Source organism: Mycobacterium sp. IS-1742 (assembly GCF_001500125.1).
In the GTDB taxonomy this organism is placed as follows: Bacteria; Actinomycetota; Actinomycetes; order Mycobacteriales; family Mycobacteriaceae; genus Mycobacterium.
The window spans coordinates 77,609-91,877 of record NZ_LQIV01000034.1 but is presented as its reverse complement, the minus strand read 5'-3'; the positions used below and the strand labels follow the sequence as shown (position 1 = coordinate 91,877).

Annotated in this window: 12 protein-coding genes; 6 read left to right on the top strand and 6 right to left on the bottom strand. The window is 66.1% G+C overall.

Annotation, left to right across the window (positions count from 1 at the left end; all coding sequences use genetic code 11):
- Positions 1-4: 4 nt before the first annotated feature.
- The 4 genes from AU196_RS17920 to AU196_RS17905 all read right to left on the bottom strand — a co-directional run bounded on the left by AU196_RS17920 (position 5) and on the right by AU196_RS17905 (position 4,867).
- Positions 5-2,536, bottom strand: a complete 2,532-nt coding sequence (locus AU196_RS17920) for a WXG100-like domain-containing protein (RefSeq protein WP_059096421.1) — start codon at positions 2,534-2,536, stop codon at positions 5-7.
- Between the two features lie 6 nt (positions 2,537-2,542).
- Positions 2,543-2,815, bottom strand: coding sequence for a WXG100 family type VII secretion target (locus AU196_RS17915; RefSeq protein ID WP_197415830.1), 273 nt, complete (start codon positions 2,813-2,815; stop codon positions 2,543-2,545).
- Between the two features lie 14 nt (positions 2,816-2,829).
- Complete coding sequence (locus AU196_RS17910; protein ID WP_197415829.1) at positions 2,830-3,132, bottom strand: WXG100 family type VII secretion target; 303 nt, start codon at positions 3,130-3,132, stop codon at positions 2,830-2,832.
- A gap of 85 nt (positions 3,133-3,217) precedes the next feature.
- Positions 3,218-4,867 (bottom strand): nuclease-related domain-containing DEAD/DEAH box helicase, encoded by a 1,650-nt coding sequence (locus tag AU196_RS17905; protein ID WP_059096418.1) that lies wholly within the window; start codon positions 4,865-4,867, stop codon positions 3,218-3,220.
- A gap of 186 nt (positions 4,868-5,053) precedes the next feature.
- Here AU196_RS17905 and AU196_RS25620 point away from each other — a divergent pair, with 186 nt between their 5' ends.
- From AU196_RS25620 to AU196_RS25615, 3 genes are read left to right on the top strand one after another with little or no spacing between them, the layout of a single operon-like run.
- Positions 5,054-5,368 (top strand): type VII secretion target, encoded by a 315-nt coding sequence (locus AU196_RS25620; protein ID WP_059096417.1) that lies wholly within the window; start codon positions 5,054-5,056, stop codon positions 5,366-5,368.
- A 9-nt stretch (positions 5,369-5,377) separates the two neighbouring features.
- Entirely contained in the window at positions 5,378-7,144 is a 1,767-nt protein-coding gene (locus AU196_RS17895) for an Rv0964c family protein (RefSeq protein ID WP_059096416.1), read from the top strand.
- 3 nt (positions 7,145-7,147) lie between these two features.
- Complete coding sequence (locus AU196_RS25615) at positions 7,148-7,570, top strand: hypothetical protein (protein WP_157546459.1); 423 nt, start codon at positions 7,148-7,150, stop codon at positions 7,568-7,570.
- A gap of 39 nt (positions 7,571-7,609) precedes the next feature.
- Here the strand turns inward: AU196_RS25615 and AU196_RS17890 are convergent, their stop codons facing one another.
- The gene (locus tag AU196_RS17890; protein ID WP_059096415.1) at positions 7,610-8,374 is read right to left on the bottom strand and encodes an SseB family protein; all 765 of its coding nucleotides are present in this window, start codon (positions 8,372-8,374) and stop codon (positions 7,610-7,612) included.
- A gap of 316 nt (positions 8,375-8,690) precedes the next feature.
- On the opposite strand from AU196_RS17890, the gene AU196_RS17885 reads away from it, so the two are divergent.
- A complete protein-coding gene (locus tag AU196_RS17885) occupies positions 8,691-9,944 on the top strand; it encodes a hypothetical protein (protein WP_231737637.1) in 1,254 nt (417 codons plus the stop codon).
- A 7-nt stretch (positions 9,945-9,951) separates the two neighbouring features.
- Here AU196_RS17885 and AU196_RS17880 read toward each other — a convergent pair whose 3' ends face one another.
- The gene (locus AU196_RS17880; RefSeq protein WP_231737636.1) at positions 9,952-10,689 is read right to left on the bottom strand and encodes a ribonuclease T2 family protein; all 738 of its coding nucleotides are present in this window, start codon (positions 10,687-10,689) and stop codon (positions 9,952-9,954) included.
- A gap of 139 nt (positions 10,690-10,828) precedes the next feature.
- Here AU196_RS17880 and AU196_RS17875 point away from each other — a divergent pair, with 139 nt between their 5' ends.
- Both AU196_RS17875 and AU196_RS17870 read left to right on the top strand, forming a co-directional pair.
- Entirely contained in the window at positions 10,829-12,925 is a 2,097-nt protein-coding gene (locus AU196_RS17875) for a hypothetical protein (RefSeq protein WP_231737635.1), read from the top strand.
- Positions 12,915-14,249, top strand: a complete 1,335-nt coding sequence (locus AU196_RS17870; RefSeq protein WP_059096413.1) for a reverse transcriptase family protein — start codon at positions 12,915-12,917, stop codon at positions 14,247-14,249. Before AU196_RS17875 ends, AU196_RS17870 begins: the two co-directional genes overlap by 11 nt.
- Positions 14,250-14,269 lie beyond the last annotated feature (20 nt).

Here is a 14,269-nt window from a genome sequence, read left to right as displayed (position 1 = left end):
GTCGTCACCTTCCCTCGAGATCTGTGATCTTGATATCGCTGGAGGGCACGGCCGCACCATCGATCACCGCCTCCGGCATGCCCGTCGGCAGAAATCCGCCTGGAATCCACTGATCGTTGGCACCGGCTTCATTCCCCGAGGGAATGCGCAGATCGAAGTTACTGGGTTCGGGCACGTCCACGCGTACCACCCCATCGACGTCGAAGTATCCGTTCGGAAGCCCGAGCGCTTGCTCCAACGCGCGACGGTCACCACCGGTTGTCTCCATGAGGGTCTCGAGCTCCCGAGTGGGGAAAACGAAGGTTGTGCCGTCGCGATGCCCAATCCCGAAATCTTCGAGCGCCTCTGCAGTCATGAACCGACTGGCGCCTTCGTCGAACTTCTCCAAATGATGTTCGATGAACTCCTGCGGAAGATACTCGGACGGATCAGGACGATTTCCTTTGTCTATTGCCTGAATCTCTTGGCGGGTCTCCTCTGAGAGCACATTTTGGTCCCACCTTTGTGGGTCCGGAACGCCGTCATAGCCAAGATTCGGGTCAACGCTGTCACTATGTTGGCCGCCACCGTCAAATCCACTCGTGGGTGTAGGGCCAGTCGACGGCGACATCGTGTCCTGCGGCGTATTGGGATGCGGCTGCGCGAAGGAGGGTGCCGACGGCGACGACTCCCAAGAATGCTCGCCGATCTGCCCCCGCGTCGTTCCTGACGCTCCCGAATGGGGCGACTCAGCAGCGTCGATCGGGCCAGAATCGGACTCCGCCCGCTCGTGTCCTGACATCGCCGGTGGTGGTGTCGGCCCGGCAAACTGTTCCGGGGCTGCGGGCGCACGGGGCGGCTCGGGACCCGGATCCGTCGCACGCGGCGCTTCATTCTCCGGCAGTGCCTGTGGAGGCACCTCCGCGCCTGAACCGCCTTTCGGCATGGCCTCCGGAGGCGGGGCGGCCGGACGCGAACTTGCACCGTCTGGAACCGCATGTGGCGTTTCCTGCAGCACAGTCGATTCCGGAAACCGCGGCGCTTCGGAAGCGTGTGGCGCATCCGGCTCGGCGAGCGACGGCGGCAGGGCCGGCCCGTGAGTGCCCGACGCGGCGCCGGACGGCACGTCGTCGGCCAGGGTGGTGAGGTCTTCGAGCTTGCTCGCGATGTCAGATGCCCGCCCGGCGATGGGAGCGGTGGCATCGGCGGTACCTGCCGCTGCGCGGACCGCCGGACCCGTATCACCGGCGTCCGCCGCAGCGCTGGCTCCTCGAAGCCCGGTCTTCGCCGCGCCGACGCCGGTTGCAGCCGAGCCCGCTTCGAACAGCACACCACCGAGGCCCAGTCCCGGGCGGTCCGCGCGCCAGTCCTCGGCGTGCACGATCCCTTCGACCATGTTCTTGCCGTGGTCGAACGCGCCGGCAGGATCAGCGGCGACCCCGCTCGGGGTCGCATACTTCAGCGTGTCGAGTACGCCTCCCCATGCGGCCGTGGCCCCTTCCGGATCCGAGGCGAACCGGACCGGATCCAACTGCTGGATACCAACGATCGACTCGAGGCCCGCCTTGATGGCGCCCTCGCCCACGTTGGACTGAAATTCGAAGGCGCTCGCGAGCGCCCCACCGACGTCGTCTCCCAGATAGTGGGTGAACTCGCGGCGGGCGCTCTGCTGCATCGACACCACCGCGGAGTCCAGAGCCGTGATCAACGACTCCATCAAAGCGATGCGGCCGTCAGCCTGGCGCCCGAAATTTTCCAACACCTCCTTGACGTCGTCGGCGATCTCCTTGATCTCATCGAGCGCGTCACCGCTGAACACCGCCTTGATGCCGTCGAAGATTCCTGACGGTGACACCCGATCGCAGAGGTCGCGGATGGCATCCTGAGTCGATTGCACGTCATCCGCGAACTCACGGGTCTGCGTGGCGAGGTTGTTCGCCTCAGTCGCCACGTCAGACAGCGATCGCGACAGTTCCGACATCGCCGATGTCATCGCGCCGCCCTCAGGAATCTGTTGACCGGCGATCACTCCGGCCGGCCCGCTCAGGCCGCCGGCGATTCCGCCGATTGCTGACGCGAAGCTCTGCCACGCCTCCGCCGAGGAGCGCAGGCGACCGGGATCGCCGTCGGGCCACGTGTCGGGGATGAAGCTCTGCAGCACCGACCAGAGGAACGGTGGTGGCACTCCGCCACCCAAGGACGGCGGGGTGGATGGCGTGGAGAACTCACTCGGCTTCACGGGTGCTGTCAGCAGCGCCGCGCCACCACCGATCGTCGACGCCGCATTCGCGTTCGAGTAGTTCGTCGCCGACATCCCGACGCCGAATCCGACGTTGTGCGACGCATTGACGAGGGCTGTGCCGGCCTCCAGCAGCGCCTGTGCAGACTTCTGATACGCCATCCCGAAAGCCAGTCCTGCGGCGTCCAGACCGCTGGGCGCGCCACCGCCGAGGCTCGATGAGAGCGCTTCGATCGCTGCCGAGAGCTCGTCACCGACGCCGGTGACAGATTCCCCGGCTCCGGCGAGGGCATCGGGATCGACGACGATGGGCGCCACGCCGAGTCAGCCCCACATGCGTTGATTCGTGGCGGCCGCGTTCGAATAGTTGGAGTGCGCCTGCTCGGCGATGTCGCGTAGTTGTCCCAGCGCTTCCCGCAATTGCTTTGCCCCGGAGTCCCATTGCTGCTGGGCAGCTTCCTGAGCCGATGCGGCATCGCCGTGCCATGTGAGACCCAGTGCCGAGACCGAGGAGCGGACCGCCGCCAGCTTCTGTTCGAGGTCGGAATGGAACGCCGACATGCGATCGACACCAGCCAGCAGTGCCTCGAGGTCCACAGTGAACCCGGCCATCATATTCCCGCCGACTCGACCGCCGCGCGACCCTGCGCGTCGGTGCCGCCATAGCTCTGGCCTGCCTCCTCCAACGCCGAGGCCATGGCCTCCAAGCCCTTGACCAAGCTCTGCGCGCCCTCATCCCAGCGTGCCCACACGTCACCGAACGCCGACGCCGCCTCGCCGGTCCACCCGGACCCCAAGAGACCGCCCAGCTCGTCGTCCAGACCCGCCAGACCGGAACGGGTGTCGTCGACGACCGTGCGCAACTCCTGCGCGATCCTGATCACCACCGACTGGGAAACGTGCAATTCGCTCATGACCACCCCCTGGAAGCCAATCAATCCTGGCATACCGGGGACCCCCATGAACGCGGCAATTCGCGGCTCCATTGCGGGCGGCGCGCTATGGCAGGTTCAGCCGCCGCGCCAGGTCCGGCCCGCCTACCTCACGGATGAAGTCCGGGTCGCCGCACACGACGAGTTGGTCTCGGGCGCGGGACAGTCCGACGTAAAGCCGTTCGCGAGAACGTTCGAACTTGCCTTCCTCGTTGACGACGAGGACGACGCACCGGCGCTCGAGCCCTTTGAACCCCAGCACGTGGCCGTAGAACACCTGATCGGTGTCCCAGAACGAATCCCAGTACGCCTTGTGTCCGTCCTTCTGCCGCTCGGCCTGCTCGGGATGGCGACTGCCCGTAGTCAGCAGCGCAACATCCTCAGGGCGCCAGCCCTGTTCGAGAAGGGAATCGATCTGGTCGTCGCCCACACCGAGAGCCTCGTCGCGGCTGCACGCCACGAATGTGACCGCCGGACCCTCCCCGCCGAGGAACCGCATCGGGTGGTCGACCAACGGTTGAAACGCATTGGCGATCTGCCGGGTGTTGCGCAGATTGTGGTCGAGGATCAACGGCACCAACGGAACCGGCGGCGAGCCGAACCGATCGAAGACCCGCTGCCCCTCGTCAGTGAAGACGTACAGGCCGCCGTCGACCGGGTCGCGCAGCGCGGCGAGCAGCGGGTCCCACCAGGCGTCGGCGAAGTCCTGGGCCTCGTCGACGACGATTGAGTCGAACCGATGCCCCGGCTCCAGTTGTGCTGCGAGATCGGCCATGTGCAGCGGGAGGTCATGCTCCCAGAACCGCACCGTCTCCTCTGTGCGCAGCGCTTCGTCGGGCCCCTCCGGCGCACCCCACTGCACGCCGAGGGCGTGGAACTCGCCAACATACGCCGGTTGTTGGCGGCGCGGCCAAGTGGCGGCGATGCGCTCGAGGTAGGACGCCAGCCCGTGGGAGTAGCAGACCAGCGCGACACGTTGACCGCGTTGCGCCAGCCGGCGCGCCTGCTCCATGGCCAGGAAGGTCTTTCCGCTGCCGGCGCCGCCGCGGACCTCCACGCGGTTCAGCAGGCGGATTGCGTCGAGGATGATGGCCTGATGTTCGGTCAGGGCGTCGGCGGCGTCCTCGTTGGCCAGGGCGCGGGCGACGACGTCACGTTGCGGTAGCCCGCGGCCGGACAGCGCGGTGCCGAGTTGGTCGATGCCCTCTTTGGTAAGCAGCGGCCGGTCGAGCTCCTGGCGGACGAGGACGTGCCGCAGCTTGTCGACGAGCGTCGGCAGGTCCGTGCGGTCGACGACCTTCCACCGTGGGCATTCGGGCAGGCCGAAGTCGGCGGGGAGTTCGATGTTCGGCAAGACGACGACGTGGTCCCACCGCAGGCGACCCTGCGTCCAGCGCGGGTCCTTCTCGATGAAGTCGCGCAACGCATAGCACGCTTCGCGGGCCTGCCGGACCGGCTCGATGGTGTACTGGCGGCCGCCGCGGATCTGGCGCCAACCGTCGCCGTCGTGCCACACCTCGCCGCCCTTGACCTCGATGCACACGATCCCGGCGCCCTCGATGGCGACGACGAAGTCGACCTCGTGGTCCTTGAGGTGGTCGGTGACCCGCTGGCCTGGGACGACGAGGTCGTTGGGCTCGAGCTGGTCGACCAGCGCCTGGTAGGTGCTGCGTTCGGAGCTCTTGAGGCGGGGGTGCTCATCGGGGGTGATGGTCACGAAGTCGATGCTAACGAGGGCGCTTCGATCTTCGACCCGAACCGAGAGGCCACAGATCGTTTCGACGGGAGAGATGCGTTCTCAGGTGCAGAACTGTCGGCGGTGCCGCACACTCCCCCGAATTTGCCGCGCTGAGGGGCACCGCAGCGGTGTTAGTCTGCGGCGAACAGGAGAAAGGGGGGCGCGGTGTCGCAACCGCACGAGCCGCTCGAGGTCGATCCGGCTGAGCTTCTCATGACGGCAGACCAACTCGAGGGTCACGCCAGCGGCTTCCGGAAGGCGCATCTCGCAGCACACTCGCGGGCGAGCAAACCCGCTCTCGGGTCGGGGTCGGCGGCGGCCGCGTTGCCGGGCATGTTGGCGGCCTGGGAAAGCGACGGTGCGACGTTCCATGAGCAGTTCGCGCGTCATGCGCAGGGACACCGCGACGCGGCGGACGCCTATATGCGCACCGATACCGGCAGCGCTGACCGAATCGACGACGCGGGTTCAGCGCCCTGAGTTGATCAGATGGGGCTTAACCTCAGGGAGCTCAGGGAGTGGCCTCCCGAGATCGCCGACCTGGCTCAATCGGCGCGTGACGCGGCCGCGAACCACACCGACTCCGCGGACTTCTACCGCTCGCTGATCGCGGTGTCCACCTGGGACGGGCAGGGCGCGCAGGCAGCCAGGTCAGCGATGGGGGTCACGGCGAGCGACCACGACGCCGTGGCCGACAATCTCGGAACCGCGGCGGGCCGGATGGAACGTGTCCATCAGGATGCGGAAGATCTCGCCGAGACGATCAAGCGCATCCTCGACGACGCCGCCGCCCAGCCGGCCGTGGCCATCGACGAGACCACCAATCAGGTGATCCCGCCCGACACCAGTCACATGACCGAGGAGTACGTCGCACGGGTCGCGGCCAAAGTCACTGAGCTACAGTCGCGCATTGCCGCCGCGCTTGCCGACGGTGAGCGAGTGGACGCCGAGCTAGCAGGTGCGATCACTGCGGCCAGTGGGAGTGCCGCGCCGACGGTGAATTCGACGGGGTCACTGGAGGACCTACTGCTCCCCCAGAACAGCGAGCAGCGCACATCAACTCCGGACGGTCTCGACGACGCGCTGAATCAGCTCACCGGGAAACCCGACGACGGGCCCGGATCATCGAAGTCGGGCGAATCCGCAGACAGCCCGGCCACCGGACCGCTGCCGATGGACCCCGCAAAGGTTCAGCAGTTCAAAGAGCTTGCCCGGCAGACGATGCTGCGCGATGGCGTGCCCCCAGACCAGATCGAGCAGCGGCTCGATGCGATCATCGCTGCAGCGCAGAAACCGCTGCCCGCGGCCAAGCCGGCCGAGAGCGGGCCGAAACCGCGCCCGAGCTTCGCTGACGGTTTCGCCGACGGCTGGTTCAACACAGAGGAAGGCATCAAGGACCTCGTCGGCGCCAATGGGTGGGAGGACCTCAAAGGCGCCTGGACTGACATGGCCAAAGGCAGCTGGGAACGAGTCACCAACCCCGTCGACTCCTTGACCGAGGAAGTCGAGCACTTGACGAAGTACCCCGAGCACTACCTGGGTGAAGTAGCCGGCGGCACTGCCATCACCGCGCCCGGCGCCCTCTTCGGCGGAGAAGCCGCCCTGGCCGCCCGCGGTACCGGAGCTGCAATCCCGGACGATGTCATCCATACGCCGAGTTCGACAGACGCAGTCGAGCATTCGACTCCACTCAGTCCCGTAACAGGAGATCACTCACCACCTGCAGGCTGGGATTACTCTGACGGCTACTCGCCTGACGCTCCACATGTGGCATCGAGTCTCAACGAGGCATTTGTGAACGGGCAGCCGACGGTTGAGCTTGCCCGCGAACTCGCAGACCTATCCACGCACCGCATGCCTAGTCCGACCGGGGACCCGGGATATGCCGACCGCGTGGTACTCGGCAAGTGGGCCGGCGAGGACGCTGGATACATAGGGGAAGCGAGACACAACGGCGGCATTTACTACGACACAGGAAGCGAGGCCTGGAGCGCTATCGGTCAGAGCCTGAGCAAACCAGAGGCTGACGCGCTCGGCTGGCAGGTCAATGAGCAATTCCTCAAAACTCAGTTGGAGAGCGGGGTTCCACGCATCGACTATGTCGTTGACGGCACGAAATTCTCATCCGTCGAGGACGTCGTGCGCAATGACCCCAATTCGTTCTCGGCAAAGGAGATAAAGTATCTGGTGCAGAATGCAGCCGCTTACGGATATGAGCGTATCGGAGATTCATGGGTTCGGGTAGGAAGTGGATGAGTAATGGCCGATCACTTTGCGGATGAAGTGCAATCCATAGTTGGCCCCGTATTGTCCGATCTTGGGTTCACGGTAGATAGCATTGACGATCATGTCGACGAGGGCGGGAGGCTCGGTTCTGTTGTCTACTACAAATCCGCGGATTGCAAGATGCAGATCTATCAATCGTCGCGCGAGGGCGCCACAAATTGTATGATCGCACCGCTAGATGCACCCAACGAATTCGGTCCTCGCGACAGGTCTTTCCGATGGCAGTACCTCACAAAGTTTGCACCGAAGCGTGACGCGTCACTCGAAGAGCTGGTAGCGACTGTGAGTTTTGAGCCGAAGACAAGCGCTGAGGAGCTGCGCTGGGTTCGGGACAATATCCAGATGTACTACGAAGCGGCGCGCGCTGGAATCCGCGAAATGCACGAAGGTTCCTGACTGCATAATTCACGATGAAGCTGTACGCCCGAACTGCGCCTATGATCCGTAGCCTTCAATCTCGCTTCGGTCGAGGGCAATCGAGGGCCCGGCGGGATTGATGACGATTGCGCTGTAGCCGTCCCTGCGAGCCATTTTCAGCACCTCGCGCGTCGTGAGGGCGACCACAGCATCCATCGGGCCGAACGCGACGACCTCTGGAGGACTGGTGAAGCCGGCCAGCGCGTACGAACCGTCGGCCAAAGACATGGACCGAGCGACGACCTTGCCCGCGACGGACTTCTCGTCCGCACCCAGCAACATCGGGCCTTCGTTCATGAGAACTTGTAGGACATCTCGCCTGTCGGCGTGACCGGCTTCCCACGCGGCGAGCGCCGTCTTCACAGGCTCGTTGTTCGGATTACGCAGAGCGAAATCGATGTCAGTGGCCGACAATGCACATGTCGGACCGGCGGGATCGATATAGAGCCAGGCATCGTGTTCGTTGCGCGCCATCGCCAGCGCGCCGGCAGCTGTCGTGACCATCGACTGAGTGTGAGTATCCGGCGGGTAGAGGCGGGCGACTTCCTCATGACGCGTGAATGCGAACAACGCGCGACCGCCGCCCGGGCCGGTGCCACCGCGGATCTGAATCCGAGAGCCGCGAGGAAACGAACCGTCTACGGTCGGATCTGACCCAGTCAGGTCGAGGAGTAGTTCGCCGTACATGCACGACCGAAGCACCTCGAGCGCACGGCGCTGGTCAGGATGGGCCGCGAACTCACCGACCGCTCGACGGACGGTCACATTGTCGACCAACCCCATGATCGGTCCACCTCCCCAGCATATGTAGTGCCGGACTCGTCGATGTGTGCGTCTCCGAGGATGCCGATGTTGCGAAGCCACCTCAGCAGCAAAGTGTCCAGCGCAGTCACCACTCCAGCGTATGGGCTTCGCGCCGGTCCCTTGTGCACCAATTGCGGGTCCGGAATTCGCCTCACTTATGTTTGCCGGCCCGCGAGGACAGGCAACTCAACACTGGAAGCGCGACCGAATAGCGGTGACACGAACGTGGCGGCCACCTAAGGGGGCAACGATGGCAGAGGACGACTTCAACACGGCACCCGGCGAGGCGGACAACTTGCCCGCGACCGCCGAAGCGGCGCCTGGTGAAGTCGTGGTGTCCGCGCAGCCGGAAGGACTGCTCGTCGGCGGCGACCCGGAGGCCGTCGAGTCCTACCTGCAACGGCTCACCGAGAACGCCGGATACGCCATCCAGGTCGTCGGGCTCGACAAGGCGTCGTTGGGCAATGCCACCGGCCTGGCCGCGGGGGCGGCGTCGCTGCTCGGCCAGTCCGCGAAGTTCGTGCAGCTGCACCCAGACAGCGTCCGGGCGATCCATGCCGAACGACTGATCCCGGGGACCGATGGCTTCTCCCGCATGATGACCCGGGGTAAGGACGGAAAGTTCCTCACTCAACTGCAGTGGAGAGAGACCAACGTCAACCCGGCGAAGCTCATGTCGGCGCAGATGCTCGCCGTGCAGATCGCGCTCAAGACGGCGATCAGTGAGGTCGAGGACGCCGTCCAGCGCGTCGAGAGCAAGGTGGAGGAGGTCCTCCGGCTCGCACAGGCCTCGCGCTCGGGTGATGTCCTCGGTGACCGGCTGTCCATCGAGCGCATGGTCAACTACCTGGACAAGCACGGTTCGTTCTCGGATACCGACTGGGACTGGATCTCGAGTGTCGGGCCGGGCCTGAACCGGACGGTCGAGCAATTGCGGCAGCACGCGCTCGCCACGCTCAAGACTTTCGACCCCTCACGACCCATACAAGACCGCGCCGAATTCGTCGTCAATGCGGTCGAGAATCAGCAGCTGGGCGAGACGCTCAGCTTACTCGTCGTCGCCGAGGAGTCGCTGTTCCAATGGCAGCGGCTGCGCATCGCCCGCGTGAAATCGACTGAGCCGCAACATCTTCAGAAGGTCCTCGACGACGCGCGCGAGTTGCTCGCACATCAGATGGCTGCCGACGGCGAGCTGTACCGGCGGGCACAGACAGTGCTCGACGCCGTCGCGAGAACGGAGGCAATCGACGGGTTCCGCTTCTGGTCCGTCCAAGGGCTGACACGGGACCTGCCGAAGCTGCGCGAGGATCTGGATCGCTTCGCCCACGCGCGTCGGGCACAAGCTCTGGAGTGGTCCGAGATCAATGCACCCACCCCGAAGGAGGCGATTCAGGCCGCCGCCGACAAAGCCTCCGTCGCGGCCACGCAGGCACTCGGCGCCGCCACCGAGGGCTACACGGCGGTGAGCAACTTCTTGTCGAAGACGACGCGGGAGGGGTCGAAGTTGTTCGGAAAGAGGCGATCTCGTGACCAGACGGACGAAGACTAGCTGACTTTCACGGCACGCTGCCGTGCCGACACTGCACCGGCATCGGCGGCGCGTCCCCGAGTAGCTTCCTCAGTGACGGGGGCCCATCGCCGTCGCGCAGCGCGACCACCGGCGGTAGCGACAACCGTACCTCGACGACGACCGCTCCCTCACCGGACACCGTCTGGCACCCGAAGCCGACCCGCTCCCCCGCCCCCGCGCCGAACGCCTCGTCGACGCGTCCCCGGACGGCGGCCAACGTGACCCTCCCGCCGGCCGCATCACGCAACACCGGATCGAGGGCGGTGCGCGCCTCGTCGGTCAGGGTCACCGCGTCCTCGAAGTAGGTGTCCGGCGAGACGCCCGCACACGTGCCGTGGGTGTACCACTCGTGCTGCATCAGCGAGCCGGTGTTGACGGTGGTCGACGCCAGCCCCTCGCGAACGTGGTCCGAGACCTGCACCGGCGGCAACGCGGATTCGCGGTCGTGAAACTCTTGTGGCACACCGCAGTACTGCCGGTCGCGCGGCTGCGGCCACAGCCCGTGCAGGATCAGCGTGTGCCCCATCGGGGCGACCTCACCGGAGACGCACGCCGCGTTCCCCAGTTCAGCGGTGCAGAAGCTCGGCGCCCAGGTGAGCACGAGCCAACTGGAGGCGGCTCCGTCGGACACCAGCGCCGACGGGTTCGGCGTCTTGTCGAGGGACGTCACGCTGTAGGTGACGGCAGCGATGACCACCGCGGCCAGCGCGGCGGATATCGACATTACGGCGACGTCGCCTCGCCGCATGGTGCACCCTTTCACCAGGGAAAGCGGCAGGTAGCGTGCTGCACGGCAACAGCCTCCCACAGCAATGCATCTGCGTTGCGGGATCGCCGACGAAAGGTGCCACGGACGTGTGGGCATGCCCGGGTATCTCGCGGTGAACGACATCGACCGCTGGTTCGCACGCACCGGTCGCCGCGAGCAGCGCACGGTGTCCCTATACGGCTGCCTGCTCACCGGCCGGATGTTCGAGTACTTCCGCTACCGCCTGCGCTACGCGCTGCTGGTCGACGGCACCACGTTCGTCGTCCACGTCGCCGAGTTCCTCATCATCCTCACCGCCCTCGGCGGACTCGCGGCGTTCACCGTGATGATCCTGCGCGTCGGCAGCCTCATCGTCAGCGGCGCATGGTGGGGACTGCTCGAGGTCATGCGCGAACGCCTCCGCGGCCTCTCGCTGACCCGCGACCGGGACGCCGTCGAACGCGAGATCAGCGGCTGGCTGGTGCTGTCGCTCATCGCGGCGACGGTCGTGGCGGTCGCCGGTGCAGCGGTGGCACTGTCCCTGTTGCCCTCTACCGGCGATCCACTCGGACTGCTGTACGCGCTGCTGGTCGTTCTGGAGCTCGCTTTGCGAATGCCGGTGCGAGTCTTGCATTCCGGCATGTTCGCCACCCGTCGGATCTACCGGCCGCTGTGGACGCTGTTCACCCCGACCCTCGTGCAGATCGTGGTCATCGGCGCCGGGGTGTTCTTCTACCCCACCGCGGCCGTGGTCGTCGCGATCATCGCCTCCAACGCGCTGTCGATCTGGATCACCGTCCACTTCACCCTGCGCCTCTACCGCCTGAACGGCGTCTCGCCTCGTCCGCGGGTATCGCGGTCGCTGCGGGACCGTCTGCCGACAATCCCTCTCCGACAGGGATTCGACACCACCGTGGCTGGTCTCGGCCTGCGGCTCGACGCGATCGCCGTCCTCGCGATCGCCGGGATCTACGGCACCAGCACCCGGTCCTTCGATCTGACCGCCGGGTTCGAGTCGTGGCGCGAGATCGACGCCTTCCAGTTCTTCTATTTGGTGCTGCCGCTGCTGCGCGGTGCCTACGAGGCCACCGCGGTCTTCTACTTCGATTTCGTTCGGCTGCGGCGCATTCCGGCGCTGCGGGAGTACCGGGTGTGGTTCTTCCACCGGCTGCTCATCGTCACGCCGGTGGTCACCCTGTACTTCTGGGGGCTCGCCGTGGCGCTCGGACTGTTCGTGCTTCCCGGCATTCCGTTCACATTCCTGCTGGCGCTGCTCCCGCTGTTCATTGTCCGCAGCTTCATCGGGACCTACGAGGTCCGGCTGTTCGCCGAGCGACAGTTTCGCGCGCTCAACCTGACCATCGCGTTCTCGGCAGTGCTGTTCGGCCTGGTGTGGATCGACGTGAACCCCGCCTCGGACCTCGTCGAGCTGACGGCGGCAATGATCACGCTGCTCATCGTGCACATCAACCTGCAGCACCTCCGTGACCGCACCCCGCCGGCCCCGACCCAGTTGCCGCTGGGCGACTGGATCCGGGCTCTGGCCGCCGAACCGGGCCCCGTGCGGGCCGGGACAATCACCGTGCCGGAGTGGATCCCGCAACGCCAGCGGGCCGCCGCCATCGACCTGATGCGAAGAACGTTGACAGACAGGGGAACCCTGGCCTTCTGTTCAGCGACGTCGCTGGTGTTCTTCGTACGCTCGCCCTTCTGTCCGGACCGGCAGCCCCATCTCGAGGTGCAGACCGCCACCGGCGGCGCCGCCAACCGGGGCCAGTACTGGCGGGACCCGGCGGCGAGCGGACGTGAGGCGCTCGACCGCATTATGGACGCGCAGTGGCTGAAAGGCGTTGCGGGCGTCCCGCAGGAGCCGCAGAGCCCGGAATGCCTCGCGCCGGAGTTCCTGGACATCTTCCCCGACGGGATGGCGGCAGACTTGGACACCCGCGCGGGCGCACAGGCCATGCGGACCCTCGACGAGAATCTGGTGCCGGCGATCCTGCCGGCGGCCATGAAGAGCCTCGACGACGACGCGTTGGTGGTGTCGGTGGCCGGACGGTGGTTGTCCCCGATCTTCCACGAGAACAAGGTGCGGATGATCTTCCTGCTGCCCCCGGACCCGGAGCCGGCGCAGTTCCAGCGCTGGCTACGGACGCTGCAGGCGTGGCGGCTCGGCCAGTGGGACCGGGAGACCGTCGCCCATGGCGCTTGAACCGGTCGACATCGACGCATGCCTCGTCGACCCGGCGACCTACGAGTCAACGATCCTGCGGATCTACGCCAAACGCAACGAACGGGGCATGGGCTTCACCGACGTCGCCGACGGCGTCACGTACTTCGATGCAGCGTCCGACCGAAAGGCGTTGTCCCGAGCCATCGCTGCGAGCATCGCCGACGGCAGCTACCGGCCGCAGCCGGTCGATCTGTGGTTCCTCGAGACCAACGGCAAACGTCGCGCCGCACACATGCCGGGATTCGTCGATCACATCGTCGGGTCGGCGTTGTTCAAGCTGTTGTCGCACAACGCCCGCTGCTACGGACTGCCGGGGGTGTACTCGTATCTGCCGGGGTTGACGAACGTCGGTGCGATGCGGGCGTTCGCGGCGTTCATCCGCGCCCACCGGGAGCGGGTCGGGCTGAGGGGCGGTCCGCTGTTCGTGCTGCAGTCCGACTTCGAGAAGTACGGCGACAACCTGCCGGTGGGGCCGGACGCCGCGCTGTGGACGAGTCTGCGGGAGGTGGCTGTCCTCGGCAGCGCACGTGGTGAGATCACCAATACTGCATGGGATTTGATCACCACGTTGGTGCGCCCGGTGGTGCGCGACGAGGGCGGCGCGGAGTTCACCCGAGTCAACGGGGTGGCGATGGGGACGCCGCTGGTGCCGCTGCTCGGGAATCTGGCGGTGGTGCCGATGGATCGGGCGATCACCGACATCGACGGGGTGTTCTATGCCCGGTACAACGACGACTTCATCGTCGCCCATGGGGATCTCGCGGTTCTCCACGAGGTGGACGCGCGGATCGACGCACTGGTGGCCGAACTGGGGGTCAAGCGGAAGCTGAGTAAGGAGTTGCGCACGGCGCTGTCGGTGCACGGCCGGCCATCGGAGGTTGATCCGGCGTACCGCGGGCGGGACCGGATCGACTGCCTGGGTATGTCGGTGACGGCGGCCGGAACGGTCACGCTGGGACCACATCGGTTGCGCCGCTTCGCTGCTCGGATCGCGGCGCGGATCGACGCAGCGGCGCCGACGCTGTCGCCGATGACGGTGCGGGAGCGGGCGGGGCACCTGGTCGCGGCGACGAATGTGATGCTGGATGTCACCAGCCCGTTCGCGGTAGCGGGGTTGTCGGCGCTGCTGGACACGGTGACGGACCGCGGGTCGCTCAAGGACATGGACTACCGGATCGCGCGTAAGATCGCCCAGGCGGCGACGGGCGTGCCGGGTGTGCGCGGGTTCAGGCAGGTGCCGCCGGAGGTGCTGTACCGGGAGATGGGGCTGGTGTCGTTGGTGGCGCTGCGGAATGCGCGGTGATCTTGCGGATCCGTCCGGCG